24 protein-coding genes are annotated in these 24,140 nt (G+C 71.4%); 12 read left to right on the plus strand and 12 right to left on the minus strand.

Going from position 1 to position 24,140, the window contains the following annotated elements; translation table 11 throughout:
* The first annotated feature begins 103 nt into the window (after positions 1-103).
* Positions 104-1,378 (plus strand): beta-eliminating lyase-related protein, encoded by a 1,275-nt coding sequence (locus CGL27_RS22695; protein ID WP_205587734.1) that lies wholly within the window; start codon positions 104-106, stop codon positions 1,376-1,378.
* On the opposite strand, the gene CGL27_RS22700 is transcribed toward CGL27_RS22695, so the two are convergent.
* Positions 1,286-1,660: a hypothetical protein gene (locus CGL27_RS22700; protein WP_119989647.1), complete on the minus strand. Its 375-nt coding sequence runs from the start codon at positions 1,658-1,660 to the stop codon at positions 1,286-1,288. The genes CGL27_RS22695 and CGL27_RS22700 overlap by 93 nt on opposite strands.
* Before the next feature lie 99 nt (positions 1,661-1,759).
* Here CGL27_RS22700 and CGL27_RS22705 point away from each other — a divergent pair, with 99 nt between their 5' ends.
* Together CGL27_RS22705 and CGL27_RS22710 are read left to right on the plus strand one after the other, a co-directional pair.
* Positions 1,760-2,842: a DUF5937 family protein gene (locus CGL27_RS22705; RefSeq protein WP_119989649.1), complete on the plus strand. Its 1,083-nt coding sequence runs from the start codon at positions 1,760-1,762 to the stop codon at positions 2,840-2,842.
* Between the two features lie 99 nt (positions 2,843-2,941).
* Entirely contained in the window at positions 2,942-3,289 is a 348-nt protein-coding gene (locus CGL27_RS22710) for a helix-turn-helix domain-containing protein (RefSeq protein WP_078642167.1), read from the plus strand.
* Between the two features lie 83 nt (positions 3,290-3,372).
* Here CGL27_RS22710 and CGL27_RS22715 read toward each other — a convergent pair whose 3' ends face one another.
* Both CGL27_RS22715 and CGL27_RS22720 read right to left on the minus strand, forming a co-directional pair.
* Entirely contained in the window at positions 3,373-4,062 is a 690-nt protein-coding gene (locus tag CGL27_RS22715) for a response regulator transcription factor (RefSeq protein WP_078642168.1), read from the minus strand.
* 110 nt (positions 4,063-4,172) lie between these two features.
* On the minus strand, positions 4,173-5,369 hold the full coding sequence (locus tag CGL27_RS22720) for a sensor histidine kinase (protein ID WP_078642169.1): 1,197 nt from the start codon (positions 5,367-5,369) through the stop codon (positions 4,173-4,175).
* Between the two features lie 108 nt (positions 5,370-5,477).
* Between CGL27_RS22720 and CGL27_RS22725 the strand changes: the two genes are divergently transcribed.
* The gene (locus CGL27_RS22725; protein ID WP_119989651.1) at positions 5,478-6,500 is read left to right on the plus strand and encodes an SAM-dependent methyltransferase; all 1,023 of its coding nucleotides are present in this window, start codon (positions 5,478-5,480) and stop codon (positions 6,498-6,500) included.
* A 60-nt stretch (positions 6,501-6,560) separates the two neighbouring features.
* Positions 6,561-7,703, plus strand: a complete 1,143-nt coding sequence (locus CGL27_RS22730) for an NADH-quinone oxidoreductase subunit D (RefSeq protein ID WP_078642171.1) — start codon at positions 6,561-6,563, stop codon at positions 7,701-7,703.
* Between the two features lie 78 nt (positions 7,704-7,781).
* Here CGL27_RS22730 and CGL27_RS22735 read toward each other — a convergent pair whose 3' ends face one another.
* The 4 genes from CGL27_RS22735 to CGL27_RS22750 all read right to left on the minus strand — a co-directional run bounded on the left by CGL27_RS22735 (position 7,782) and on the right by CGL27_RS22750 (position 11,641).
* Positions 7,782-8,780 carry a hypothetical protein gene (locus CGL27_RS22735; protein WP_119989653.1) on the minus strand — a complete coding sequence of 333 codons (999 nt, stop codon included), beginning with the start codon at positions 8,778-8,780 and terminating at the stop codon, positions 7,782-7,784.
* Between the two features lie 249 nt (positions 8,781-9,029).
* The gene (locus tag CGL27_RS22740; RefSeq protein ID WP_078642173.1) at positions 9,030-9,989 is read right to left on the minus strand and encodes an ABC transporter substrate-binding protein; all 960 of its coding nucleotides are present in this window, start codon (positions 9,987-9,989) and stop codon (positions 9,030-9,032) included.
* A 231-nt stretch (positions 9,990-10,220) separates the two neighbouring features.
* A complete protein-coding gene (locus CGL27_RS22745; protein WP_119989655.1) occupies positions 10,221-10,958 on the minus strand; it encodes an ABC transporter permease in 738 nt (245 codons plus the stop codon).
* Positions 10,958-11,641: an ABC transporter permease gene (locus CGL27_RS22750; protein ID WP_078642175.1), complete on the minus strand. Its 684-nt coding sequence runs from the start codon at positions 11,639-11,641 to the stop codon at positions 10,958-10,960. The genes CGL27_RS22745 and CGL27_RS22750 overlap by 1 nt, the downstream gene beginning before the upstream one ends.
* A 139-nt stretch (positions 11,642-11,780) precedes the next feature.
* Here CGL27_RS22750 and CGL27_RS22755 point away from each other — a divergent pair, with 139 nt between their 5' ends.
* Positions 11,781-12,938, plus strand: coding sequence for a betaine/proline/choline family ABC transporter ATP-binding protein (locus tag CGL27_RS22755; RefSeq protein ID WP_078642176.1), 1,158 nt, complete (start codon positions 11,781-11,783; stop codon positions 12,936-12,938).
* Between the two features lie 84 nt (positions 12,939-13,022).
* Here CGL27_RS22755 and CGL27_RS22760 read toward each other — a convergent pair whose 3' ends face one another.
* Positions 13,023-14,153, minus strand: a complete 1,131-nt coding sequence (locus CGL27_RS22760) for an alpha/beta hydrolase-fold protein (RefSeq protein WP_119989657.1) — start codon at positions 14,151-14,153, stop codon at positions 13,023-13,025.
* A 143-nt stretch (positions 14,154-14,296) separates the two neighbouring features.
* Between CGL27_RS22760 and CGL27_RS22765 the strand changes: the two genes are divergently transcribed.
* From CGL27_RS22765 to CGL27_RS22790, 6 genes are all read left to right on the plus strand, one after another.
* Positions 14,297-16,129, plus strand: coding sequence for a phosphatidylglycerol lysyltransferase domain-containing protein (locus CGL27_RS22765; protein ID WP_119994505.1), 1,833 nt, complete (start codon positions 14,297-14,299; stop codon positions 16,127-16,129).
* Between the two features lie 34 nt (positions 16,130-16,163).
* A complete protein-coding gene (folP, locus tag CGL27_RS22770) occupies positions 16,164-17,042 on the plus strand; it encodes a dihydropteroate synthase (protein ID WP_162953045.1) in 879 nt (292 codons plus the stop codon).
* Positions 17,039-17,524, plus strand: a complete 486-nt coding sequence (locus CGL27_RS22775) for a nuclear transport factor 2 family protein (RefSeq protein WP_119989660.1) — start codon at positions 17,039-17,041, stop codon at positions 17,522-17,524. Before folP ends, CGL27_RS22775 begins: the two co-directional genes overlap by 4 nt.
* Before the next feature lie 208 nt (positions 17,525-17,732).
* The gene (gene folB, locus CGL27_RS22780; RefSeq protein WP_078647503.1) at positions 17,733-18,092 is read left to right on the plus strand and encodes a dihydroneopterin aldolase; all 360 of its coding nucleotides are present in this window, start codon (positions 17,733-17,735) and stop codon (positions 18,090-18,092) included.
* Positions 18,089-18,682: a 2-amino-4-hydroxy-6-hydroxymethyldihydropteridine diphosphokinase gene (folK, locus tag CGL27_RS22785; RefSeq protein WP_078642179.1), complete on the plus strand. Its 594-nt coding sequence runs from the start codon at positions 18,089-18,091 to the stop codon at positions 18,680-18,682. The genes folB and folK overlap by 4 nt, the downstream gene beginning before the upstream one ends.
* A gap of 61 nt (positions 18,683-18,743) precedes the next feature.
* Positions 18,744-19,241 carry a DUF3180 domain-containing protein gene (locus CGL27_RS22790; RefSeq protein WP_119989663.1) on the plus strand — a complete coding sequence of 166 codons (498 nt, stop codon included), beginning with the start codon at positions 18,744-18,746 and terminating at the stop codon, positions 19,239-19,241.
* Positions 19,242-19,336: 95 nt separating this feature from the next.
* Here the strand turns inward: CGL27_RS22790 and folE are convergent, their stop codons facing one another.
* The 4 genes from folE to tilS form a co-directional block, all read right to left on the minus strand.
* The gene (gene folE / locus CGL27_RS22795; RefSeq protein ID WP_078642181.1) at positions 19,337-19,942 is read right to left on the minus strand and encodes a GTP cyclohydrolase I FolE; all 606 of its coding nucleotides are present in this window, start codon (positions 19,940-19,942) and stop codon (positions 19,337-19,339) included.
* Positions 19,943-20,069: 127 nt separating this feature from the next.
* On the minus strand, positions 20,070-22,112 hold the full coding sequence (gene ftsH, locus CGL27_RS22800) for an ATP-dependent zinc metalloprotease FtsH (protein ID WP_078642182.1): 2,043 nt from the start codon (positions 22,110-22,112) through the stop codon (positions 20,070-20,072).
* Positions 22,113-22,358: 246 nt separating this feature from the next.
* Positions 22,359-22,898, minus strand: coding sequence for a hypoxanthine phosphoribosyltransferase (gene hpt, locus CGL27_RS22805; protein WP_043241584.1), 540 nt, complete (start codon positions 22,896-22,898; stop codon positions 22,359-22,361).
* Between the two features lie 61 nt (positions 22,899-22,959).
* Entirely contained in the window at positions 22,960-24,063 is a 1,104-nt protein-coding gene (gene tilS, locus CGL27_RS22810; RefSeq protein WP_119989665.1) for a tRNA lysidine(34) synthetase TilS, read from the minus strand.
* Between the last annotated feature and the right edge of the window lie 77 nt (positions 24,064-24,140).

Raw genomic sequence — 24,140 nt, forward strand, 5'->3', positions numbered from 1 at the left:
TTCCCCGCCATGCTACGCGAGTGTTTCCGGGGGAGTTTGGCCGTAGCCCGGGCCTGTGGACAACTCTGTGGTCCGATGGACACCCGTGCGACATGATCGGCCTATGAAGGACAGGACGGGCGAGGCAGACGAGTCGGACGGCACGCGCATCGCCGCGGACGGGACGGCGCACGAGACGGCGGATGAGACTCCGGCCGGGGCGGACGACGCCACCGGCGACACGGACCGGGCCGCGCGAGTGCGCCGCCTCGCGGCCTGGCACGGCTCCGAGCGGACGCTCACCCGCGGGCCCGCGGAGGGGCGGATCGCCGAACGGCTGGCCGCCCTCACGGCCGCCCTTACGGCCGATCCCCCGCCGTACGGCGGGGACGGCTGGGTGGACATGTACGGGGACGGCATCGTCGAGGAGCTGGAGCGGCGGGTCGCCGCGCTGCTGGGCATGGAGGCCGCGGCGTTCTTCCCCACCGGCACCATGGCGCAGCAGGTCGCGCTGCGCTGCTGGGCGGGGCGCACCGGCAATCCGGTGGTGGCGGTGCATCCGCTGGCGCATCTGGAGGTGCATGAGCGGGACGCGTATCTGACGGTGAGCGGGCTGCGCGCGGTGCGTCCCACGAGCGAGCCGCGGCCGCCCACCGCCGAGGACGTCCTCGACCTCGACGAGCCGTTCGGCACGCTCGCCCTCGAACTCCCGCTGCGCGACGCCGGATTCGTGCTGCCCGAGTGGGACGAGCTGGTCGCGGTCGTGGAGGCGGCCCGGGAGCGGGACGCGGTGGTGCACTTCGACGGGGCGCGGCTGTGGGAGTGCACGGCCCACTTCGGCCGGGAGCTGCCGGAGATCGCCGCCCTGGCGGACTCCGTCTATGTGTCCTTCTACAAGTCGGTGGACGGCATCTCGGGAGCGGCGCTGGCCGGGCCCGAGACCCTGGTGGCGGAGGCCAGGGCATGGCGGCACCGGTACGGCGGCCAGCTCTTCCAGCAGTGGCCGGCGGCGCTGGCCGCGCTGGACGGCCTGGACCGTGAGCTGCCGAGGCTTCCGTCGTACGTGGCGCACGCGCGGGTGGTGGCGCAGGCGCTGCGGACGGCGTTCACGGCCGAGGGGGTGGGGTGGTCCCGGGTGCATCCCGAGGTGCCGCACACCCACCAGTTCCAGGTGTGGCTGCCGTATCCGGCGGCGGTGCTGGACGAGGCGGGGGTGCGGCTGGCGGAGGAGACCCGGACGACGCTGTTCCGTCGCTGGCGGGAGCCGGGGCCGCCCGGTCTGGCCATGACGGAGCTGACGGTCGCCTCACCCGCACTCGACTGGACGGCCGACGACGTCACGGCCGCGGCCGGTGCCTTCCTCGCCCGGGTCCGGGAGCTCATGGCGGGGGACGGCTGACCGGCGCCGCAGGGCGGCCAGCGCCTCCCTGATCGCCCTTACGGCGCGCGGCATCGCCCTAACGGCATGCGGCATCGCCCTTACGGCGCCCGGCGCGTCCGTAAGGCGGTCATGGCGGCCGCGGCGGCGGGCCGGGCGCCCCGCCATCACCGCCTGGACGTCGCGGTACTCCCGCAGCTCCCGGATGGTGCGCCAGTCGTGGCGGCCCGGTGCGGGCGGGGCGGGCTCGCCGCGCCGGGCGGCCCGGTACAGGTCGAGTGCGTACTGCTCCGTGAGGGACATGGCTCGACGGTCCGCCGGGCCCCGGGCGCCCGTCACGCCGATTGACGGCGGCCGTCAAACGAGGGCGGCGCCGGGGGCGGGCTCCCGCACCATGGGCTCATGGCCAATGTCATCGACATCGCCGGGCTGCCGCCCGAGCGCATCGTCTTCAGCCCGTCCCCGCTCGCCGAGCTGGGCGCCGCGCTCCATGTGCTGTCCGAGCCCGGCCACCACCCCGGGCTGCACGGCTGGGCCACCGCCACGTCCTCCGCGCTCAAGCCGGACCTCGCCGACCGGCTCTGCGAGGCGGACCTCTTGTGGCGCACCTCCCGCTCCGATCTGCTGCTCCCGGCCGTCCCCGGGGCGACGCTCGCGGAGGAGCTGGACGCGCTGGACCGGATCGACGACGAGACGTTCGTGGCAGCGGCCTTCGAGATCGCCTGCTCCCCCGCGTACGCCCGGCACACCCCCTCGCCGCTGGTCGACGCGGACGAACGAACCCGGGTCCGCGAGATGGCGGCCGCCCGGGGGCCACGCCAGGCGGCCTTCACCCACCGCATGCTGGAGGACCCGGACGGGCTGCGGGTCTGGTTGCGGCGGCTGCTGGAGGACTGCGACGAGGCGTTCTTCGCCGACACCTGGCGGCGGACGCGGATCCAGCTTGCCGCCGACGCCCGCCATAAGGCGGAACTGCTGCAGCGCAAGGGGCTCGGGGAGGCCCTGACGGCGGCCTCCGCCGCGCTGTCGCTGTCGGAGGACGGGGACAGCATCCTGGTCGACAAGCTGGCGGGCGGCCGGACGACGGCGTACGGAGAGGGCATCACCTTCATCCCGACCGCCTTCGGCTGGCCGCATCTCATCGTCCTGTACGCCCCCGGCTGGCGCCCGGTGATCCAGTACCCGGTCGCCGCCCCCGAACTCCCCCCGCCCGCCGCCCTGGAGCTCGTCCAGCGCCGCCTCGAGGCCCTGGCCCACCCGATGCGGATGCGGCTGTGCCGCACCCTGGCCCGCGGCCCGCACACCACCGGTGAACTCTCCGAGTCGTACGGCATCACGCCCCCGGAGGTCTCCCGCCATATCGCCGTGCTGAAGAAGGCCGGTCTCCTCACCACCCGCCGCCGCGGCCGCTACGTGCTGCACCAGCTCGACCTGCCGTCGGTGGCCCGCCTGGGCAGCGACTTCCTGGAGAGCGTGCTGCGGTAAGGCCCCGTCTGTAGCGTGCGGCCCCAGGGGCTCCGCCTAAAATGTTCACCCCGGAGTGAACACAGACCGGGCCATAAGCGGCAGAGGAGCAGAGCAGCGATGAGCAACCGAAGCCACCGGGCCGCACCCGAGCACACCCACCCCGACGACGTCCCGGTGCAGACCGCCCTCGCGGCGCTCGCCGACCCCGTGCGGCTTCAGCTCGTCCGCGAACTGGCCACCACGGCCGACTGGGAGCACGCCTGCGGCACCTTCGACGTGCCCGTGGGCAAGGCGGCGCTCAGCCACCACTTCTCGGTGCTGCGCGCGGCGGGGCTGATCGAACAGCGCGACATGGGTCCCAAGCGGGTCAACCGGCTGCGCCGCCCGGAGTTCGACCAGCGCTTCCCCGGACTGCTCGACCTGGTCCTGCGCGACCGGCGGGAGTGTGGCGAGAACGAACGGTAGGACGGCCGTCCCCACCGTAAGGGCGCCACTTCCACCGTAAGAACGCCGCCGTAAGAGCACCGCCGTAAGAACGCCGCCGCGCCTCAGCGGGCCGGGCCCGCCGAGCCTCCGGCCCGCACCAGCCCGGTCTCGTAGGCCATCACCACCACCTGCACCCGGTCCCGCAGCTCCAACTTGGTGAGGATGCGCCCCACATGGGTCTTCACGGTCGCCTCGGACAGCACCAGCCGCGCCGCGATCTCGCCGTTCGACAGCCCCTGCGCGACCAGCAGCACCACCTCGCGCTCCCGGTCGGTGAGCCGCTCCAGCTCCGGACGGACCCGTCCGCCGCTTCCCCCACCGCCCGGCAGCATCGGCGCGAACCGGTCCAGCAGCCGGCGCGTCGTGCTGGGCGCGACCACCGCGTCACCGCTGTGCACCGCGCGGATCGCCGCGAGCAGTTCCGCGGGCGGCACATCCTTGAGCATGAAGCCGCCCGCCCCGGCCTTGAGCGCGGAGAAGGCGTACTCGTCCAGATCGAACGTGGTCAGGATGATGACCTTCGGCGCCCCTTCCCGCTCGCATATCAGCCGGGTCGCCTCCACTCCGTCCAGCTTCGGCATCCGGACGTCCATGAGGACGACGTCCACCTCCGTGGAGCGCACCGCCTGCAGCGCCTCCACCCCATCGCCCGCCTCGGCGACGATCTCCATATCGGGCTGGGCCGCGAGCACCATCCGGAAGCCGGTACGCAGCAGCACTTGGTCATCGACGAGCATGACGCGAATCGACATTCCGGACGGGTCCCTTCCTCTGGCTGACAGCTCCGCCGGCCGACAGCCGGCTTACAGCGGCCATGGCGCGACGTTACGAGTGCGCATACGGCTCATGATGCGCCCACCGCTCAACGGGCCGGCTTCAGCGGCAGCAGTGCGCTGATCCGGAAGCCGCCGCCCGGCCGCGGCCCCGCGTCGAGCGTGCCGCCCACCATGCCGACGCGCTCGCGCATCCCGATCAGCCCGTGGCCGCTGCCGTCGGCGCCGCCGTCCTGGTACATCTCGCGCTGCGCGCCCCGCCCGTCGTCCTCGACCAGCAGCCCGAGCCCGTCGTCGAAGTAGGTGAGGCGGACGCTCGCGCCCACGTCCGGGCCGCCGTGCTTACGGGTGTTGGTGAGCGCCTCCTGCACGATGCGGTACGCGGTCAGCTCGACCCCGCTGGGGAGCTGGCGCGGGCTGCCCACCACCTTGAAGTCCACCGGGAGCCCGGCGCCGCGCACCTGCTCCACGAGCTCGTCGATCTGCTCGACATCCGGCTGGGGGACGTAGTCGTTCTCCTCGCCCGGCTCCCCGGTGCGCAGCACGCCCAGCAGCCGCCGCATCTCGGCGAGCGCCTGGCGGCCGGTGCCGGAGATCGTCTCCAGCGCCTGCCGGGCCTGTTCGGGCGAGGCGTCCATGACGTACGCGGCGCCGTCCGCCTGCACCACCATCACCGACACGTTGTGTGCCACCACATCGTGCAGCTCCCGCGCGATCCGGGCGCGCTCGGCGGCCACCGCGACCTTCGACTGCGCCTCGCGCTCCTTCTCCAGCCGGGCGGCCCGCTCCTCCAACTGGGCGTAGTAGGCGCGGCGGGTACGGATCGAGTCGCCGAGCACCCAGGCCAGTACGAACGGGATGGAGACGAAGACCGCCGAGACGACGTCCTCCCACCAGCCCTGCTGGGAATGCGGCCAGCGGAGGGTGGCGAGCGGGGCCGCGCTGATCGCCACGCCCAGCGCGAAGCGGGAGGCCCGGCGCGAGGAGGCGACCGCCACCGTGTAGACGATCACCAGCATGGCGAAGTCGGCGAGATTGGGCTTGACGCTGGTGGCCAGCTGGGCGACACCGCACAGGATGGCCAGCACCAGCATCTTCTCGGGGGCGCGGCGGCGCAGCGCGACCGTCGTCCCCAGCGCCAGGACGATCGGCACGGCCGCGAAGCGGGAACCCCGGCTCATCTCCGCCTCCACGACCCACAGGAAGCCGAAGCCGACGAGGAGGACGGCCCAGAAGGTGTCCACCCCTGTCGGATGCCTGCGGAGAAATTCGTAGAGGCGCTGCACGTCACCCAGCGTAGGCACCGCCGAACCCTCTCGGGTCAACCCGAGGGGCGATCCGTATCGCCCGGCCCTACTCCCCAAGGTGGAGACGATTCCACATAGCGTGGCGGTGTGGCGACCGAGAAGCATGAGTGGAGCGGATGGCGTACGGCGGCCGAACAGGCGCTGTACGGAAGGGGCGGATTCTTCCGCCGCCCGGAGGGCCCGGCCGGGCATTTCCGCACGTCGGTGCATGCCTCACCGCTCTTCGCCCGGGCGGTCGCGGAGCTGCTGGGCCGGGTGGACGAGGCGCTGGGGCACCCCGCCGAGCTGGCGCTGGTGGACCTGGGCGCCGGCCGCGGCGAGCTGCTCACGCGGGTGCTCGCCCTGGCCCCCGGCCTGCCGCACGATCTGGACCGGCGGCTGCGACCCTACGCGGTGGAGCGGGCGGAGCGGCCGGCGGGCCTGGACGAGCGGATCGCCTGGCTCGACACCCCGCCCGAGGGGTGCACGGGGCTGCTGTTCGCCAATGAGTGGCTCGACAACGTGCCCGTGGACGTCGCCGAGACCGACGCGGACGGCGTGCCGCGCCGGGTCGAAGTGGATCTCGCGGCCGGGGACGGCACCGAGCGGCTGGGCGACCCGGTGAACGGCGAGGACGCCGCGTGGCTGGCCCGCTGGTGGCCCCTGGCGGACGCCGAACCGGGGCTGCGCGCCGAGATCGGTCATCCGCGCGAGGCGGCCTGGGAGGGGGCCGTGCGCTCCCTGCGGGCGGGCCTCGCGGTCGCCGTCGACTACGGCCACGAACGCGCCGCCCGGCCCCTCTTCGGCACGCTGACCGGCTTCCGCGAGGGGCGCGAGGTCCGGCCCGTACCGGACGGCTCCTGCGATCTGACGGCGCATGTCGCGATGGACGCGTGCGCCGCCGCGGCCGGGCCCGGCGCCGGGCTGATGACCCAGCGCGCGGCGCTGCGCGCGCTCGGCCTCGACGCCCGCCGCCCCCCGCTCGCCCTGGCCTCCACCGACCCCACCGCCTACGTCCGCGCCCTCGGCGCGGCGGGCGAGGCCGCGGAGCTGACCGACCCCGCCGGTCTCGGCGCCTTCACCTGGCTCCACCACCCGGTGGAGCTGCCGCACAACCCGCTCCGGCCGTAGGCCCCGGGCGCTGTTACGAGCCCTCGCGGGGGCCTTCGGGGGAGCTGAGAGACTGGGGGCATGACGGAGACGACAGTCGGCATCGGCGGCGCCGCGGAGAGCACCGACATGGTGCTCAACATCGGCCCACAGCACCCCTCCACTCACGGAGTGCTACGGCTGCGGCTGGTCCTCGACGGAGAGCGGATCCAGAGCGCCGAACCGGTCATCGGCTATATGCACCGGGGCGCGGAGAAGCTCTTCGAGGCGCGCGACTACCGCCAGATCATCATGCTGGCCAACCGCCACGACTGGCTCTCCGCCTTCTCCAACGAACTCGGCGTCGTGCTCGCCGTCGAGCGGATGCTGGGCATGGAGGTCCCGGAGCGGGCGGTGTGGACCCGTACGCTGCTCGCCGAGCTCAACCGGATCCTGAACCACCTGATGTTCCTCGGCTCCTACCCCCTGGAGCTGGGCGGCATCACGCCGATCTTCTACGCGTTCCGGGAGCGCGAGGACCTCCAGCACGTCATGGAGGAGATCTCCGGTGGCCGGATGCACTACATGTTCAACCGGGTGGGCGGCCTCAAGGAGGACCTCCCGGCGGGCTGGCTGGGCCGGGCCCGGCAGGCCGTGGCCGAGGTGCGCTCGCGGATGAACGTGTACGACGACCTGGTGCTCGGCAACGAGATCTTCCGGGGCCGCACCCGCGATGTCGGTGTCCTGGCCCGCGAGACGGTGCACGGGTACGGGGTCAGCGGCCCCATCGCCCGGGCCTCGGGGGTCGACTTCGATCTGCGGCGCGACGAGCCGTATCTGGCCTACCCGGAGCTCCAGGACGTCCTCAAGGTCGTCGTCCGCCAGGAGGGCGACTGCCTCGCCCGCTTCGAATGCCTGCTGGAGCAGGCGCACAACTCCCTGGCGCTGGCGGACGCCTGCCTGGACCGGCTCGACGAGCTGCCGGCGGGGCCGATCAACCAGCGGCTGCCGAAGGTGCTCAAGGCGCCCGAGGGCCACACCTACGCCTGGACCGAGAACCCGCTCGGCCTCAACGGCTACTACCTCGTCTCCAAGGGCGAGAAGACGCCGTACCGGCTGAAGCTCCGCTCGGCCTCGTTCAACAACATCCAGGCGCTCACCGAACTGCTGCCGGGCACTCTCGTCGCCGACATGGTGGCGATCCTGGGGTCGCTCTTCTTCGTCGTCGGCGACATCGACAAGTAGGCGGCATCGACGAGCAGGCGGCGACGCCAAGACGCCGCGCGGGCGCGATCCCGGACCCGCCGCGCGGGCGCGATCCCGTTACGAGATCGCGCTGCGCAGCTCCCCGAGGTCGATCTGTTCCGTCTCGTCGTGCGCGGTCAGGTCGATGACCTCGCCCACCGCGCCCTTCCTGGTCTCCGCGAGGGTCTCGTCGCCGATCACATCGGCGAGGTCCTCCTCGGCGGGTTCGGGCTCCCGCTGCTGCTTCTTCGGGTGCTTCTTCTGGGTGCCGAAGTAGTCGAAGCCGCTCTCCGAACGGGAGGCGGCCCGGCGTGCCGCGGCATACGGCACCACCGCCGAGGCGGCCGTACGGGCGTGGACGGGCGGGTCCTGGGGACCGTCGTCGTCCTGCCCGCCGGCCGCCGGGGACTTCCCCAGCGTGGCGGCACCGCCCTTGTCGCGGCTCTCGCGACGGCCCTCGCGCCCGTCGCGCTCCGCGTCCTTCTCGGCGTCCTTCTTGGCGTCCATCGCGGGGGCCGTGGCGTCGGCCCGGGCGCCCGCGGCGGCGGCCTGCTCCCGGCGCTCCTTCTGCCGTCGCGCGCTCTCCCTGAGCCGGCTGAGCGCCTCGTCGGCCTTGGCGTAGGCGGTGGCCGACGGCATGGCGCGCCCGGAGGCGGCGCCGTCCGGCTCGTTCGACTCGACGCTCGACCCGGCGGATTCGGCGGGCCGGGTCGCCGCCTCCAGCGCCTTCGCCGGGGACGCGGCCTCCAGCGCGAGCCGGCGGCGGCCCTCCAGGGCGGTGGCCCGCTCGGTCTCGGCCGTGGCGTAGCGGCGCAGCAGCTCGGCGTGCTCGTTGCGCAGCCGGGCGAGCTCGGCGCGCTTGGCGCGCAGCCGGGTGTTGAGCGCGGTGCGGAGCTCGCTCGCCTTCTCGGCGTCCGCCTCGAGCTCCGCGATCCGCTCCTCGTACTTCATCTCCTGGCGCGCGGCCTCGCTCGCGGCCTCCGCGACCCGGCGGCCGGCCGAGCGGTCCCAACGGCGCATCAGGAAGGCGCCGACGACCGCGGCGGCGGCCGCGGTCGCGGCAAGCCCGCGGATCACGACCGTATCGCCGACCAGCCAGGCTCCGGCGGCGCAGGTTATTGACGCGACTGCGACCGAAGCGGAGGGAAGAAGCCTGTGCAGGGGTGGGGATTGGCGGTGGCGTCCACGTGGCATGGCCCGAAACTTACCGTGCAAAGGGGTCGCTTGGGTGCCCGCCGGGCCAGATCTGTTGTCAATCCGTTGGCAAATAGCGGCGGTCGCGCGGCCGTGATCCCTTGCCAAGCCCTCCCGAGCGGGGTTTTGATCCTACTTCACCAGCCCCTTGTCCCGCAGGTAGTCGGCGGCGACATCTGTCGGCTTGAGCCGCTCGGCGTCAACTTTCTTGTTGAGTTCCCGCAGATCGGCGGTTGTCAGCACCTTGGTGAGCTTGTTCAGCGAGTCCGCGATCTTCTGCGAGCCGGCGGACTTCGCATTCACCACGGGAAGTACGTTGTCGGCATTCTGCAGATTTTTGTCGTCGTCGAGCAGGACGAGCCCGAACTGATCCAGCGTGCTGTCCGTGGTCGTGGTCAGGACCATCTGGTCCTTACCGTCCTTGACGGCCTGCTTGGCCTGGACGCTGCCGATGTCCAGCGGGTCGATCCCGGCGATGTCGATGCCGTACTTCTTCTCCAGACCCGGCTGGCAGAAGGGCCGCTTGGGGCATTCGTCGCCCGCCGCCAGGGTGACCTTCTGCTTCGACTTCCCGAGGTCGGAGAGCGTCTTGAGATCATGTTTCTTCGCGAAGGAACGGCTGACCGCGAAGGCGTTCTGGTCCACGGCCTTGCCGGGGTCCAGCACCTTCAGCCCGCGCGGTTCGGCGAGCTTCTTCAGCGCCGTGACCGTCTCGTCGATGTCCGAGGAGGCCACCGGGGCGGCATTCGACCCGTTCTTCTTCTGGTTGAGGAATTCGGCCAGCGTCGCCGCGTACTCCGGCACAACATCCATCTGGCCCTTCTCCAGGGCCGGTTCATACAGCTCGCGGGCGTCCACGGTCTTGATCGAAGTGGAATAGCCGGCGTCCTTCAGAACCCCCGCGTACAGCTCCGCGAGGATCTTCGACTCGGAGAAGGAGGCGGATCCGATCACCAGTGATCCCTTGCCCGGTTTCCCGGAGCTGTCACCGCCGCTCGACTTCTCCAGGCTGTCCCCGCCACACGCGGTCAGTCCGGCTGTCAGCGCGGCGACCCCCGCCACGGCCGCCGCCGCCCGATAGATCTTGCTCATGGTTCCCCATCCGTAGTTGTCCGCGTCGTCGCGTCTTCCGCGTCGGCCGCGTTTTCTGCGTTCTCCGCGTTCTCCGCGTTTTTCTGCGTCGTCGGCGCTCTGTGGGTTGTCCGCGCTCTCTGCGTCAGCCGCGCCATCCGCGTCACCCGGGCTGTCCGCCCTGGGTTGTCCGCCCTGGGTTGTCCGCACACACGCGTGCGTCCGGTCGCGGGAGGGCTCGGCCCGCGGGTTCTACGTCTTCAGCACCGGCGAGGCCGGGGCCTGGTCGGCGGGCTGGCGGCGGGCCGCGGCCGGCCGCCGCCCCGTCCTGAGCCGCATCGGGTCGAGCACCAGCCCCAGCACCACGAAGACGCCCTCGACCACCAGCGCGAGGCCCGCGACCAGCACCGCCCCGGCCACCACCTGCGGGGTGTCGGTGAGCCGGAAGCCCGCCGTGATGATCCGGCCGAGACCGCCGCCGCCGGGCAGCGCGGCCAGCGTCGCGGTGGCCACGACCTGCACCGCGGCCGTCCGTACGCCCGTCATGATGAGCGGGAACGCCAGCGGCAGCTCGACCCTGCGGATGAGCTGGCCGCCCGTCATTCCCATCCCGCGGGCCGCCTCCACGACTTCCCGGTCCACCTCGTGCACCCCGACATAGGCGTTGGTGAGCAGCGGCGGGATGGCGAACAGCACCAGCGCGATGATCGTGGGCCACTGGCCGTGCGTCCCCAGCGGGCTGAGCAGCAACAGCACCAGCACCGCGAAGGTGGGCACGGCGCGCCCCGCGTTGGAGATGTTGACCGCGAGCGCGCCGCCCTTGCCGATATGGCCGAGGGCCACGGCGATCGGCAGCGCCACCGCGCAGGCGATCGCCAGGCAGGCGAAGGTCAGGAACAGATGCTGGCCCAGCCGGTGCCACACCCCGTCGGGGCCCGCCCAGTGCGACCCGGTGGCCAGCCAGGTCCACGCCTTGGCGACGACGTCCATCAGGTGGTGCCCTTCCGACTCTTGCGCGCCCACGGCGTGAGCAGCCGCTGGAGGGCGAGCAGCAGCAGATCCGCCACGACCGCCAGCGCCACGCACAGCACCGAGGCGGTGAGCACCTCGGCCTTGAAGAAGCTGCGCATGCCTTCGTAGATGAGGTTGCCGAGGCCGCCGTATCCGATGATCGCGCCCACCGTGGTGAGCGAGACCGTGGAGACGGTGGTGATCCGCAGCCCGGCCATCAGCGCGGGCAGCGCGAGCGGCAGCTCCACGCCGAACAGCAGCCGCAGCGGGCCGTACCCCATGCCCCGGGCCGCCTCCCGCGCCTCTTCGGGCACCGAGGCGAGACCGGCCATGATGTTGCGCACCAGGATCGTGAGCGAATAGAGCACCAGACCGGTGATCACCACCGCGGCCGAGACCCCGAACACGGGCAGCAGCAGCGAGAACATCGCCAGCGACGGCACCGTGTAGAGGATCGTGGTCAGCCCCAGCACCGGCCCCGAGACCACCCGCCAGCGGCGGGCCAGCAGCGCCAGCGGAAAGGCGACCAACAGACCGATCGCGACCGAGGCGAGCGTGATCCATACATGCTCGAGCGTCGCGTCCGTCAGCTCCTGACCACGTGTGCGTACATACTCACCGCATATCCACTCGTTACTGATCAGACAGTTTCCGTCGGCCATACGCTCACCTCCCCCGTCGGGTCACGGCCCGTTGCTCTTCACAATTCCTGGTGACCCTAACCCCGAGAGATGACAATCTCGTCCGATCGCCACACAACAGCAACAATGTCTGCCACGAATGCGGCAACAATGAGGAGCCATGATCCGTTTCGAGCATGTCACCAAGCGCTACCCCGATGGCACGACGGCCGTGGACGACCTCTCCTTCGAGGTGGCGGAGGGTGAACTGGTCACCCTGGTCGGCCCCTCGGGCTGCGGCAAGACGACGACGATGAAGATGGTGAACCGGCTCATCGAGCCGACGTCGGGGCGGATTGTGGTGGACGGCGAGGACATCGCCGAGGCCGATCCGGTCGCCCTGCGCCGCCGTATCGGCTATGTCATCCAGCAGGTCGGGCTGTTCCCGCACAAGACCGTGCTCGAGAACACCTCCACCGTGCCGCATCTCCTGGGCTGGCAGCGGAAGAAGGGGCGGGAGCGCGCCGCCGAGCTGCTCGACCTGGTCGGCCTCGACCCGTCCGTCTACGGCGACCGCTACCCCGACCAGCTCTCCGGCGGCCAGCGGCAACGCGTCGGCGTGGCCCGCGCACTGGCCGCGGATCCGCCGGTGCTGCTGATGGACGAGCCGTTCGGCGCGGTCGACCCGGTCGTACGCGAGCATCTGCAGAACGAATTCCTGCGACTTCAATCACAGGTGCGCAAGACCGTGCTCTTCGTCACCCATGACATAGAGGAGGCGGTCCGGCTCGGAGACCGCATCGCGGTCTACGGCTCGGGGCGGATCGAGCAGTTCGACACCCCGGCCACGGTGCTGGGCGCGCCCGCCACCCCGTATGTGGCCGACTTCGTCGGCGCGGACCGCGGGCTGAAGCGGCTGTCGGTCACCCCCATCGAGCCGGGTGACCTGGAACAGCCGCCCGTCGTCCACCTGGACGACCCGCTCCCCAAGGCGGCCGCCCGGCTGGCCTCGGAAGGGGCGCGCTGGGCCGTCGTCCTGGACGACGCCGAGCGGCTGCACGGCTGGATCCCGGCGGACGCGGTCGACGGCCCGAAGGGGACCGTACGGGACCAGGCGCGCCGGATGGAGGCGTGGCTGCCGGTCGGGGCGCCGCTCAAGCAGGCGTTCAGCACGATGCTGCAGCATGACGCGGGCTGGATCGCGGTGCTGGACGAGGACCGCTTCCTCGGCGTCCTCACCCCGGCCCGGCTCCATGAGGCCCTCCGCCGCTCGATCGACGCCGACGCGGGCGGCATTGCCCGCGGGGACGTCGAGTTGCAGACCGTCGCCGACGTCTAGGACGCCCCCGGGCCCTCCGGACCTCCCCCGGACTCCCCCGACGCCTTCCAGAGGCTTTCGGGGGTTCAGGGGAGCCCCGGGGGCTCAGCGGTCGCTGAGGCGGCCGCCGAGCCATTCCAGCGCTGCGGGGACCTCCCGCTTCCAGGTGTTGAAGTTGTGGCCGCCGGTGCCCAGGATGATCGACGAGATGCGGGTCGGCTCCCCGCGCCGGTTCAGCCGCTTCACCTTGTTCACGAAGCGCACGGTGTCCCGGTAGTTCTGCTCACCGTGCTCACTGCTGGAGACCAGCAGCGACACCGGCGGCGCCGGCTTGTGGGACAGCCGCCACATCAGGTCGTTCTCCCGCTCCAGCCGCTTGCTGCCGCCGAAGAGATCGCCCGTGGTCGCGTCGATCGGGGCCTTGTACGACGGGGAGAGCCCGGCCGCCGCGGAGAACGCGTCGGGGTGGCGCATCGCCATCTTCAGGGCGCAGTAGCCGCCGGTGGAACTTCCGATGACGCCCCAGTTACGGGCCCGCTGACCCACGCGATAGTGGTCGGCCACGGCCTTCGGCAGGTCCTTGGTGAAGAACGTCTCGGTCCGCGGCCCATCCGGCACGTCCACGCACTCGGTGTCGCGCGGCGGCGCGACCGTCGGCTGCATCATCACCAGGACGAGGGGCTGCATCCTCCCCGCTTTGACCAGCTTATGCGAGTTCTGGGGGTATTTCAGGCCATTGATGAGGGCTTCGGTGGTGCCCGGGTATCCGGTCAGCACCAGCGCGGCGGGGAAGGTCCGCCGGGCGTACTCGGGCCGGAAGTACTCCGGGGGCAGATAGATGTACGCGGGGCTCGCGATCCCGGAGACCGGTCCCTGGATGTTCACCTTCTCGACACGCCCGGCGACCTTGGGCGACGAGCCGCCGTCCACGGCCAGATGGCGGGTCTCGGTGACCCGCACCCGGGTACCCGGGGTGTCGTGGTCCACCACGACACCCGGCTCGTCCTGCGTACCGAAGAGGTCGGACCAGGAACCGTAGAAGCCGAACGACTGATTGGCGAACAATCCGAACGCCGCGAACACGGTGAGCTGCGTCCCCAGTAGCATGCCGACCCGGCCGAGCACGGGAGCCACTCCGCGCCCGGACAACCGGGGCCACAGCCATATCGTGGCCGCGAACAGCAGCAACGCCGCTACGACCGCCGCGATCACGAGGTTGTTGCTCGTGAGACCCATCACTATCTTTCTGCCGGGCGGCCGGCTCCCCCGTGCCGCGGTTGGAACCCCGCTGCCTCAAACGGCGTCTTCCAGGGCGCAAATCGTGCGGATGCCACGCAACAGAACCAAAGATCCTCTTGACCGAAGCGACGGGAATGCAGATGCCTGACAGTCAAGATGCCGAAACGTCCGGAGAGGTTCCCAACCGGATACGGCGCCTGCTGCGCGGCCCCAGGCCGGAGGCGATGCCCACGGTCGTCGGCACCGCCTGCACGCTCATCGGGCTGATGGACATCGTCTTCCCCCGGCTGCGCCACAGCAGGGTGCACGCGCTGGCCGAGCTGCTGCCGGGCGCCGTGAGCTCCCTGGCCGCCGCCGCCTCGATTGTGGTCGGTCTGCTGCTGCTGATGCTGGCCCACGGCCTCAAACGGCGTAAGCGGCGGGCCTGGGTCGCGGCCGTGGCGCTGCTGCCCGTCGGCGCGGCCGCCCAGCTCCTCTACCGGCACTCGGTCATCGGCATGGTTCTCTCCCTCGTCCTGATGGGGGTGCTGATCCGCTACCGCGCCGAGTTCGCGGCGCTGCCCGATCCGCGCAGCCGCTGGATGGCACTGGCCAACTTCGTGGTCATGGGCGCGGTCAGCGTCACCGTGGGACTGCTCATCGTCCGTTCGCATCCGGACGCCATCGAGGGAAGCCCGTCGCTCAGCGAGCAGCTCGAGCACGTCCTGTGGGGCCTGTTCGGCTTCGAGGGGCCGGTGGCCTACCGCCACGGCGCGGACTACACCGTCGGCTACTCGCTCGGCGCGCTCGGCCTGCTGACCGTCGCCACCACCGCCTATCTCGCCTTCCGCCCCGAACACCCCGCCGCCCGCCTCACCCCCGGGGACGAGGAGCGGCTGCGGGAGCTGCTCGACGCCCACGGGCGCCGCGACTCGCTCGGCCACTTCGCGCTCCGCCGCGACAAGGCCGTGGTCTTCTCCCCCAGCGGCAAGGCCGCGGTCTGCTACCGCGTGGTCTCCGGGGTGATGCTCGCCAGCGGCGACCCGGTCGGCGACGTGGAGGCGTGGCCCGGCGCGATCGCCTGCTTCATGGAGGAGGCCCGGGCCCACTCCTGGACCCCGGCGGTGATGGGCTGCAGCGAGACCGGCGGCGAGGTGTGGACCCGGGAGACCGGCCTGGACGCGCTCGAACTCGGCGACGAGGCCATCGTCGATGTGGCGGACTTCACCCTGTCCGGGCGCGCCATGCGCAACGTACGCCAGATGGTCAAGCGGATCGAGCGGGCCGGCTACCAGACCCGGGTGCGGCGCGCCGCCGACCTAAGCCCCGAGGAGCTGGAGGCCATCCGGCGCGCCGCCGCCGACTGGCGGGGCACCGACACCGAGCGCGGCTTCTCGATGGCGCTGGGCCGGATCGGCGACCCGGCGGACGGGGACGCGGTCATCGCCACCGCCCACAAGGCCGCGGGCGAGGGCGGTGAGGAGGGCCCGTACGGGGACCTCAAGGCCGTACTGCACTTCGTGCCGTGGGGCCCGGACGGAATGTCCCTGGAGCTGATGCGGCGCGACCGGAGCGCCGACCCGGGCATGAACGAGCTGCTGATCGTGGCCGCCCTGCAGGCCGCCCCCGAGCTGGGCGTGGAGCGGGTGTCGCTGAACTTCGCGATGTTCCGCTCGGCGCTGGCGCGCGGCGAGAAGCTGGGCGCGGGCCCGGTGCTGCGCGGCTGGCGGGCGCTGCTGGTCTTCCTCTCCCGCTGGTTCCAGATCGAGTCGCTGTACAAGTTCAACGCCAAGTTCCAGCCGCGCTGGGAGCCGCGCTTCGTCGTCTTCCGCAACACCCGCGACCTGCCCCGGATCGGCCTGGCCGCCATGCAGGCCGAGGGCTTCGTCTCGCTCGCCCTGCCCCGGCTGCTGCGCCGCGGACCGCGCCCCGAGCCCCGGCCCTGCGCCCATCGGCAGCTGGCCGACGGGCGGGGGCTGCAGCAGGCGGCCTGATCCAGAAGGCACCCCCTACGCCTAGGCTGGGCACATGAGCACGTTGCATGGGCGGGGCCGGGTGGCCGGGCTGCCGGAGTGGGACCGGTGCGCGGTGATGGGCGTGGTGAACGTCACGCCGGACTCCTTCTCCGACGGCGGCCGGTGGTTCGACACCGAACTGGCCGTCAAGCACGGTCTCGATCTGGTCGCCGCCGGGGCCGACCTGGTGGACGTCGGCGGTGAGTCGACCCGGCCCGGCGCGGCGCGCGTCGACGAGGCCGAGGAGCTGCGCCGGGTGATCCCCGTCGTCCGGGAGCTGGCCGCGACCGGTGCCGTGATCAGCGTGGACACCATGCGGGCCACGGTGGCCGAGCGGGCCGTGGCGGCCGGGGCCCGGCTGGTCAACGACGTCAGCGGCGGCGGCGCCGACCCCGCGATGGTGCCCACGGTGGCCGCGGCGGGGGTGCCGTTCGTGGTGATGCACTGGCGCGGCCAGTCGATCGACATGAACAACCGGGCGGTGTACGCGGACGTGGTCGGCGAGGTCGTCGCCGAGCTGCGCGCCGGCCTGGAGCAGGCCGTCGCGGGCGGTATCGACCCGGAGCGGATCGTGATCGACCCGGGCCTGGGCTTCGCCAAGGACGCCGGGCACGACCTCACCCTGGTCGCCCATCTGTCCGCGCTGCGGGAGCTGGGCCGCCCGCTGCTGGTGGCGGCCTCCCGCAAGCGGTTCCTGGGGCGCGTCCTGGCCGGCGACGGGGGCAGCCCGCCGCCGGCCAGGGAGCGGGACGCCGCCACGGCGGCGGTCACCGCGCTCGCGGCACGCGAAGGCGCCTGGGCCGTCCGGGTACACGAGGTACGGGCCAGCGCGGACGCGGTGCGCGTGGCGCGGGCCATCGAAGCGGCCGAAACCGCGGCGGGAGCGCTGTGACTTCCCTTACGGACAACGAACGTGTGGCGCAGGTGAACACCGCGCTGTACGACGCCATGGAGCAGGGCGATCACACCACGCTGCAGCGGCTGTGGCTGGACTCCCCCGACACCGAGGTGTCCTGTGTCCACCCGGGCTGGCCGGTGCTGCGCGGCCGGGGCGAGGTGCTCCGCTCCTATGCGCTGATCATGGCCAACACGGACTACATCCAGTTCTTCCTGACGGATGTCGAGGTGTCGGTGATGGCCGACACCGCCCTGGTGACCTGCACCGAGAACATCCTCAGCGGCGCCCCCGCGGAGGAGGAGGGCCAGCTCGGCCCGCTGGTGGGCCAGCTGGTCGTGGCCACGAATGTGTTCCGCCGCACGGAGGACGGCTGGAAGGTCTGGTCGCACCACGGCTCCCCGGTGCTCGCGGAGAGTGACGACGAGGAGCCGGGCGGTCCCGAAGGCCCCGCCGGTGACGGGTTGTTGCCGGGCTGACCCGACCCCGTTCGAGCCCCGCGAGGTGGGGGTAGAAGGCTGTGGCGCGGAGCGTCGGCAGCGGGCACCGCCCACCCCATGGGCGAATGCCGCCGGGGCCCGCAGGTAGATTGCGAGGCAGGTACCCCCGCAGACGGCAGGGGGACGGGTGGTGCGCTCCGGCCAGGAGGGCGTGCCCGCGTACCGACGACCAGCAGGAGTGATTCAGGTGGATCGTGTCGCGCTGCGCGGCCTGAAGGCTCGCGGGCACCACGGCGTGCTACCCCATGAGCGCGAGGAGGGCCAGGACTTCGTCGTGGACCTCGTGCTCGGCCTGGACACTCGGCCCGCCGCGGCCGACGACGACCTCGGCAAGACCGTCCACTACGGCGTGGTGGCGGAAGAGGTCGTGGCCGTGGTGCGGGGTGAGCCGGTCGATCTGATCGAGACGCTGGCCGAACGGATCGCCGACCGGTGCCTCAAGTACGACGTGGTGCGGGAGGTCGAGGTCGTGGTGCACAAGCCCCAGGCCCCGATCACCGTGCCCTTCGACGACGTGACCATCACCATCACCCGGAGCCGAGTATGAGCAGCAGCGACCCGACCGTGCAGCCCGTTCCCATCTCCGTGGTGGAGCAGGTGGACGCCGCCGATGTGACGTTGAGCAACCCCAAACGAGCGGTGATCTCGCTCGGCAGCAATCTGGGCAACCGCCTGGAGACCCTCCAGGGCGCCATCGACGCGCTGGAGGACACCCCGGGCCTGCGGGTCAAGGCCGTGTCGCCGGTGTACGAGACGGACCCGTGGGGCGTGGAGCCCGGCACCCAGGCCACGTACTTCAACGCCGTGGTGCTGATCAAGACGACGCTGCCGCCGTCCTCGCTGCTGGAGCGCGGCCACGCGATCGAGGAGGCGTTCGAGCGGGTGCGGGACGAGCGCTGGGGCCCGCGCACCATCGACGTGGACATCGTGGCGTATCAGGACGTGGTGTCCGACGACCCCCGGCTGACCCTGCCGCATCCGCGCGCCCATGAGCGCGCCTTCGTGCTGGTGCCGTGGAACGACGTGGATCCGCAGGCCGAGGTCCCCGGGCGCGGGGCGGTCGCGGGGCTGCTGGCCGCGATGGGCCACGAAGGTGTCCGAGTCCGCACCGATCTGGAACTGCGACTGCCCGAGTAGACGTTGATCCGGATAGGTTCCGGACACGTTGGCACGTACTGAATTGAGGGGCGACCGCTCGGTGAAGCAACTTCGGATCGGGGTGCTGGTCGGGCTGTTCGCCGTGGCCGGTGTGGTGTCGTGGGCGGGCGCCCGGCTGTGGGACACGTTCGGGTCACTGCCGAGCGTCCCGGTGGCCGCGCCGATCGTGCTGGCCCTGATCGCGGTCGTGCTGGCCGCCACCGCGCTGTCGCTGCGGTCCCGGCTGCGCGCCCAGCGGGAACGGCAGCCAGGCGCCAAGGGCGTGGACCCGATGGTGGCCGCCCGTGCGGTGGTCTTCGGGCAGGCCAGCGCGCTGGTGGCGGCGCTGGTCGCGGGGATGTACGGCGGGGCGGGCGTCTTCCTGGCCATGGAGCAGCTCGATGTGCCCGCCCGACGGGATCAGGCCATCTACGCCGGGGCCTCGGTGCTGGCGGCCGCGGGGGTGGTGGCGGCCGCGTTCTTCCTGGAGCGGGTCCTCAAGCTCCCGGAGGACGACGACAACGACGGCAACGGCCCGAGCGCCACGGCCCGCGCCTGAGGCACAGCACAGACGCCCAACGGCCACGAGCCGACCCGTACAGGCCCGTCAAGCAGGGCCGAGGTCATTGCCCGGCCCGAGGCGCCCGGAGCCGCTCAGCGGGCCATGATGAGGCTCATGGCCTCGGCCCGGGTGGCCGGATCGCGCAGCTGGCCGCGGACGGCCGAGGTGAGCGTCTTGGCGCCGGGCTTGCGCACCCCGCGCATGGTCATGCACATGTGCTCGCACTCGACCACCACGATCACCCCGCGCGGCTCCAGTATCCGCATCAGGGATTCGGCGATCTGGGTGGTCAGCCGCTCCTGGACCTGGGGGCGGCGGGCGAAGACATCGACCAGCCGGGCCAGCTTGGACAGCCCGGTGATCTTGCCGTCGTGGGACGGGATATAGCCCACATGGGCGACGCCCACGAAGGGCACCAGGTGGTGCTCGCAGGAGGACATCACCTCGATGTCCTTGACCAGCACCATCTCGTCGTGGCCCAGGTCGAAGGTGGTGGTCAGGACGTCCTCGGGCTCCTGGCGCAGCCCCGCGAAGATCTCCTTGTACGCACGGGCCACCCGGCCCGGCGTCTCGCGCAGCCCCTCCCGGTCCGGGTCCTCGCCAACGGCGATCAGCAGCTCGCGGATCGCGTGCTCGGCGCGCTTCTCGTCGAACACGCCAATGGGGCTCTCGCCGTCCAGCGTCACCGGGTCGGTCATGGAGCTGCCTCGTTCCTCACATACACACAACGAACGCGTAAATGCCGCGTTCACCAGGCTAGAACCTGGTGGACGCGGCATTCATTCCGGGGCCACCGGGGACGGAAACCGCCCCCGGTGGTGGGGATCAGCTCTCCGAACCGGAGCCCGAACCCTCAGGACGCTCGGCGGCGTCCTCCGGAGTGGTGCTCTTGGTCAGCGAAGCCGCCGAGGTGGGCTGGGCACCGTTGGCCGGGGCCAGCTCCTTGGGGGAGAGCACCGGCGGACGGGTCGAGGGCGTACGCCGCGAGGAGCCGGTCCACGCCGGGCGGGCCGGGCGCTTGATGACCGGGGTGAAGATCTCGGCGATCTCCTCCTTGTTCAGCGTCTCCTTCTCCAGCAGCGCCAGCACCAGGTTGTCCAGGACGTCCCGGTTCTCGACAAGAATCTCCCAGGCCTCGTTGTGCGCGGCCTCGATGAGCTTCTTGACCTCCTCGTCCACCAGCGCGGCGACCTCTTCCGAGTAGTCGCGCTGGTGAGCCATCTCACGGCCGAGGAACGGCTCGGAGTTGTCGGAGCCGAACTTGATCGCGCCGAGTCGCTCGGTCATGCCGTACTGCGTGACCATCGCGCGGGCGGTGGTGGTCGCCTTCTCGATGTCGTTGGACGCGCCCGTGGTCGGGTCGTGGAAGACGAGCTCCTCCGCCGCCCGGCCGCCCATCATGTAGGCGAGCTGGTCCAGCATCTCGTTGCGCGTGGTCGAGTACTTGTCCTCGTCGGGCAGGACCATGGTGTAGCCCAGGGCCCGGCCTCTGGAGAGGATCGTGACCTTGTGCACCGGGTCGCTGTTCGGAGAAGCCGCCGCGACCAGGGCGTGACCGCCCTCGTGGTACGCGGTGATCTTCTTCTCCTTGTCGCTCATGATCCGGGTCCGCTTCTGCGGGCCGGCCACGACTCGGTCGATCGCCTCGTCCAGGAAGTGGTTGTCGATCAGCTTCTTGTCGCTGCGGGCCGTCAGCAGGGCGGCCTCGTTCAGCACATTCGACAGATCGGCACCGGTGAAGCCGGGGGTGCGGCGGGCGACGGCCGACAGGTCGACGTCCGGAGCGACCGGCTTGCCCTTCTGGTGGACCTTGAGGATCTCCAGCCGGCCCTGCATGTCCGGGCGGTCGACGGCGATCTGCCGGTCGAAGCGGCCCGGGCGCAGCAGCGCCGGGTCGAGGATGTCGGGCCGGTTGGTGGCGGCGATCAGGATGACCCCGCCCTTCACATCGAAGCCGTCCATCTCGACGAGCAGCTGGTTCAGCGTCTGCTCGCGCTCGTCATGGCCGCCGCCCATGCCCGCACCGCGGTGCCGGCCGACGGCGTCGATCTCGTCGACGAAGACGATGGCCGGGGCGTTGGTCTTGGCCTGCTCGAACAGGTCGCGGACACGGGAGGCACCCACACCCACGAACATCTCGACGAAGTCGGAGCCGGAGATCGAATAGAAGGGAACACCCGCCTCGCCCGCGACGGCACGCGCGAGCAGCGTCTTACCCGTACCGGGCGGGCCGTAGAGCAGCACACCCTTGGGGATCTTGGCGCCCACGGCCTGGAACTTCGCCGGCTCCTGCAGGAACTCCTTGATCTCCTGGAGCTCCTCGACCGCCTCGTCGGCGCCCGCCACATCGGTGAACGTCGTCTTCGGCGTGTCCTTGGTGATCAGCTTGGCCTTCGACTTCCCGAAGTTCATCACCCGGGAGCCGCCGCCCTGCATCTGATTCATCAGGAACAGGAAGACCACGACGATCAGCACGAACGGGAGCAGCGAGAGCAGAATCCCGACGAAGGGGTTCTGCTTCGACGTCGAGACGTTGTACCCGTCGGGGATCCCGTTGGGCTTCTGGGCATTGGCCTGCAGAGTCTTGGCGAGATCGACGCCCTGGTCACCGATGTAGGTGGCCTGGAGCTTGTCGCTGCCCGAGATCTTGGCGACGTTGTCCTTGAGGTTGATCTTTACCTTGTGCTCGTCGCCGGTCGTCAGTTCGGCGGACTGGACCTGGTTCTGGTTGATCGCCTTGACGACCTGACTGGTGTCCACCGACTTGTAGCCGCCGGACGAGCCGACGACCTGCATCAACACGACCACGGCGAGGACGGCCAGCACGATCCACATGACCGGCCCACGGAAGTAGCGCTTCACGTCCATCCATACGGGGCGAAGCCGCCCCGTCCCTCCTGCCACAGTGAGGCACGGCAGCCCTGGAGGGGCCGCCTGTGCGTGCGGTGTATTTGCGGTGTATGAGCTGTGTAATCCTCAGTCTCAAAAAAAGACTGACCTTCGGACGGTACCCCAGCATTGTCACCCGACGCCGCCGTGGACTGTTAACAAAACCGCCTTCCCCTGCTCCAACGGCGGAAAACCCCGCCAGGTTCCCAGGGGTCAGCGGCGCCGTCAGCCGCCGTAGACGTGGGGGGCCAGAGTGCCGACGAACCGCAGGTTCCGGTACTTCTCGGCGTAGTCCAGCCCGTAGCCGACGACGAACTCGTTGGGGATGTCGAAGCCGACCCACTTCACCTTGATGGCGACCTTGGCCGCCTCCGGCTTGCGCAGCAGGGTGCAGACGTTCAGCGAGGCCGGCTCACGCGAGCCCAGGTTCGACAGCAGCCACGACAGCGTCAGTCCGGAGTCGATGATGTCCTCGACGATAAGGACGTGTTTGCCCTTGATGTCGGTGTCCAAGTCCTTCAGGATACGCACCACCCCGGAGGACTGGGTGCCCGCGCCGTAGGACGACACGGCCATCCAGTCCATGGTGACGGGCGTGGACAGGGCACGTGCCAGATCCGCCATCACCATGACCGCGCCCTTGAGCACGCCGACGATCAGCAGATCCTTGCCCGCGTACTCCTCGTCGATGGTGGCCGCCAGCTCCGCCAGCTTCGCGTTGATCTCTTCCTCGGTGATGAGGACCGACTTGAGGTCGGTGCCCATGTCCTTGTCGTCCACCCGCGCCACTTTCGCTCGACGTACCGGCTCATCTGGCTCGGGCGGATCAGCCCTGCCGGATGACCAGTCTGCCACCCTCACGGCGGACCTCGACGCGGCCGGGGAGGTTGATGGCCCGCTGCCCCCGCCAGCCGGTGATCAGCCGGTCCACTTCTTCGATGTGGCGGGCGAAGAGCGAACCGGCCGGCGCGCCCGCGGCGATGGCGGCGCGGCGCAGCACCCGGCGGCGGACGGCGGTGGGCAGTCCGTGCAGGCCGACGGTGTCGAGATGCACGGCCTGCGCGCCACCGGCCGCCGCCGGTGCGGTGGTCATCACATCGGCCTCGGCGCGGGCGGCCCAGGCATCGAGGGCGTCGGCGTCGTCACGGGAGAGCTGGGCGGTGCGGGCGAGCGCCTCGACGACGCCCTTGCCCAGCGCCTTCTCCAGGATGGGCAGTGCCTCGTGGCGGACCCGGGAGCGGGTGTAGGACGGGTCCACGTTGTGCGGGTCGTCCCAGACGGGCAGCGACTGGGCCAGGCACGCCTCGCGGACCGTATGCCGGTCCAGTTGGAGGAAGGGGCGGCGGTAGCGGCCGTCGGCCCCGGAGACCCAGGCCATGCCGGACAGCGAGCGGGTGCCGGAGCCGCGGGCGAGGCCCAGCAGAACCGTCTCGGCCTGGTCGTCACGGGTGTGGCCGAGCAGCACGGCGGTGGCGCCGTGGCGCTCGGCGGCGCCGTCCAGCGCGGCGTAGCGGGCGTCCCGGGCGGCGGCCTCGGGGCCGCCGCCGCGGCCGACGGACACGGCGATCGCCTCGACCGGCGCCAGGCCCAGCGCCCGCATCCGGTCGGCGACCTCGACGGCGCGGGCGTCGGAGCCCTGCTGCAGGCCGTGGTCGACGGTGACCCCGCCGGCCCGCAGGCCGGCCCGCGGGGCCTCGAAGGCGAGGGCGGAGGCGAGCGCCATGGAGTCGGCGCCGCCCGAGCAGGCGGCGAGTACGAGGGGGGCGTCGTCGCGCGGGGCGGAACCGCGGGGGGCGGGGGCCGAACGCGTCGAAGGCGAAGAGGCGGCGGAGGGCGAGCAGGAGGACGAGGCCGAGTGGGCGACGAGGACGTCGTGGAGGACGCGGCGGACCGCGAGGCGTATCGCGGCGACCGCTGGATGGGGACCCATGTCCGTTTCCCATCTGTCATTCGAGGGAGTGCCTCGGGGGGTGCGAGGAGTTACGCAGCTTTTCGTCACGCTGCGTA

The sequence above is a fragment of the Streptomyces sp. 11-1-2 genome (assembly GCF_003595545.1).
GTDB lineage: Bacteria > Actinomycetota > Actinomycetes > Streptomycetales > Streptomycetaceae > Streptomyces > Streptomyces hygroscopicus_B.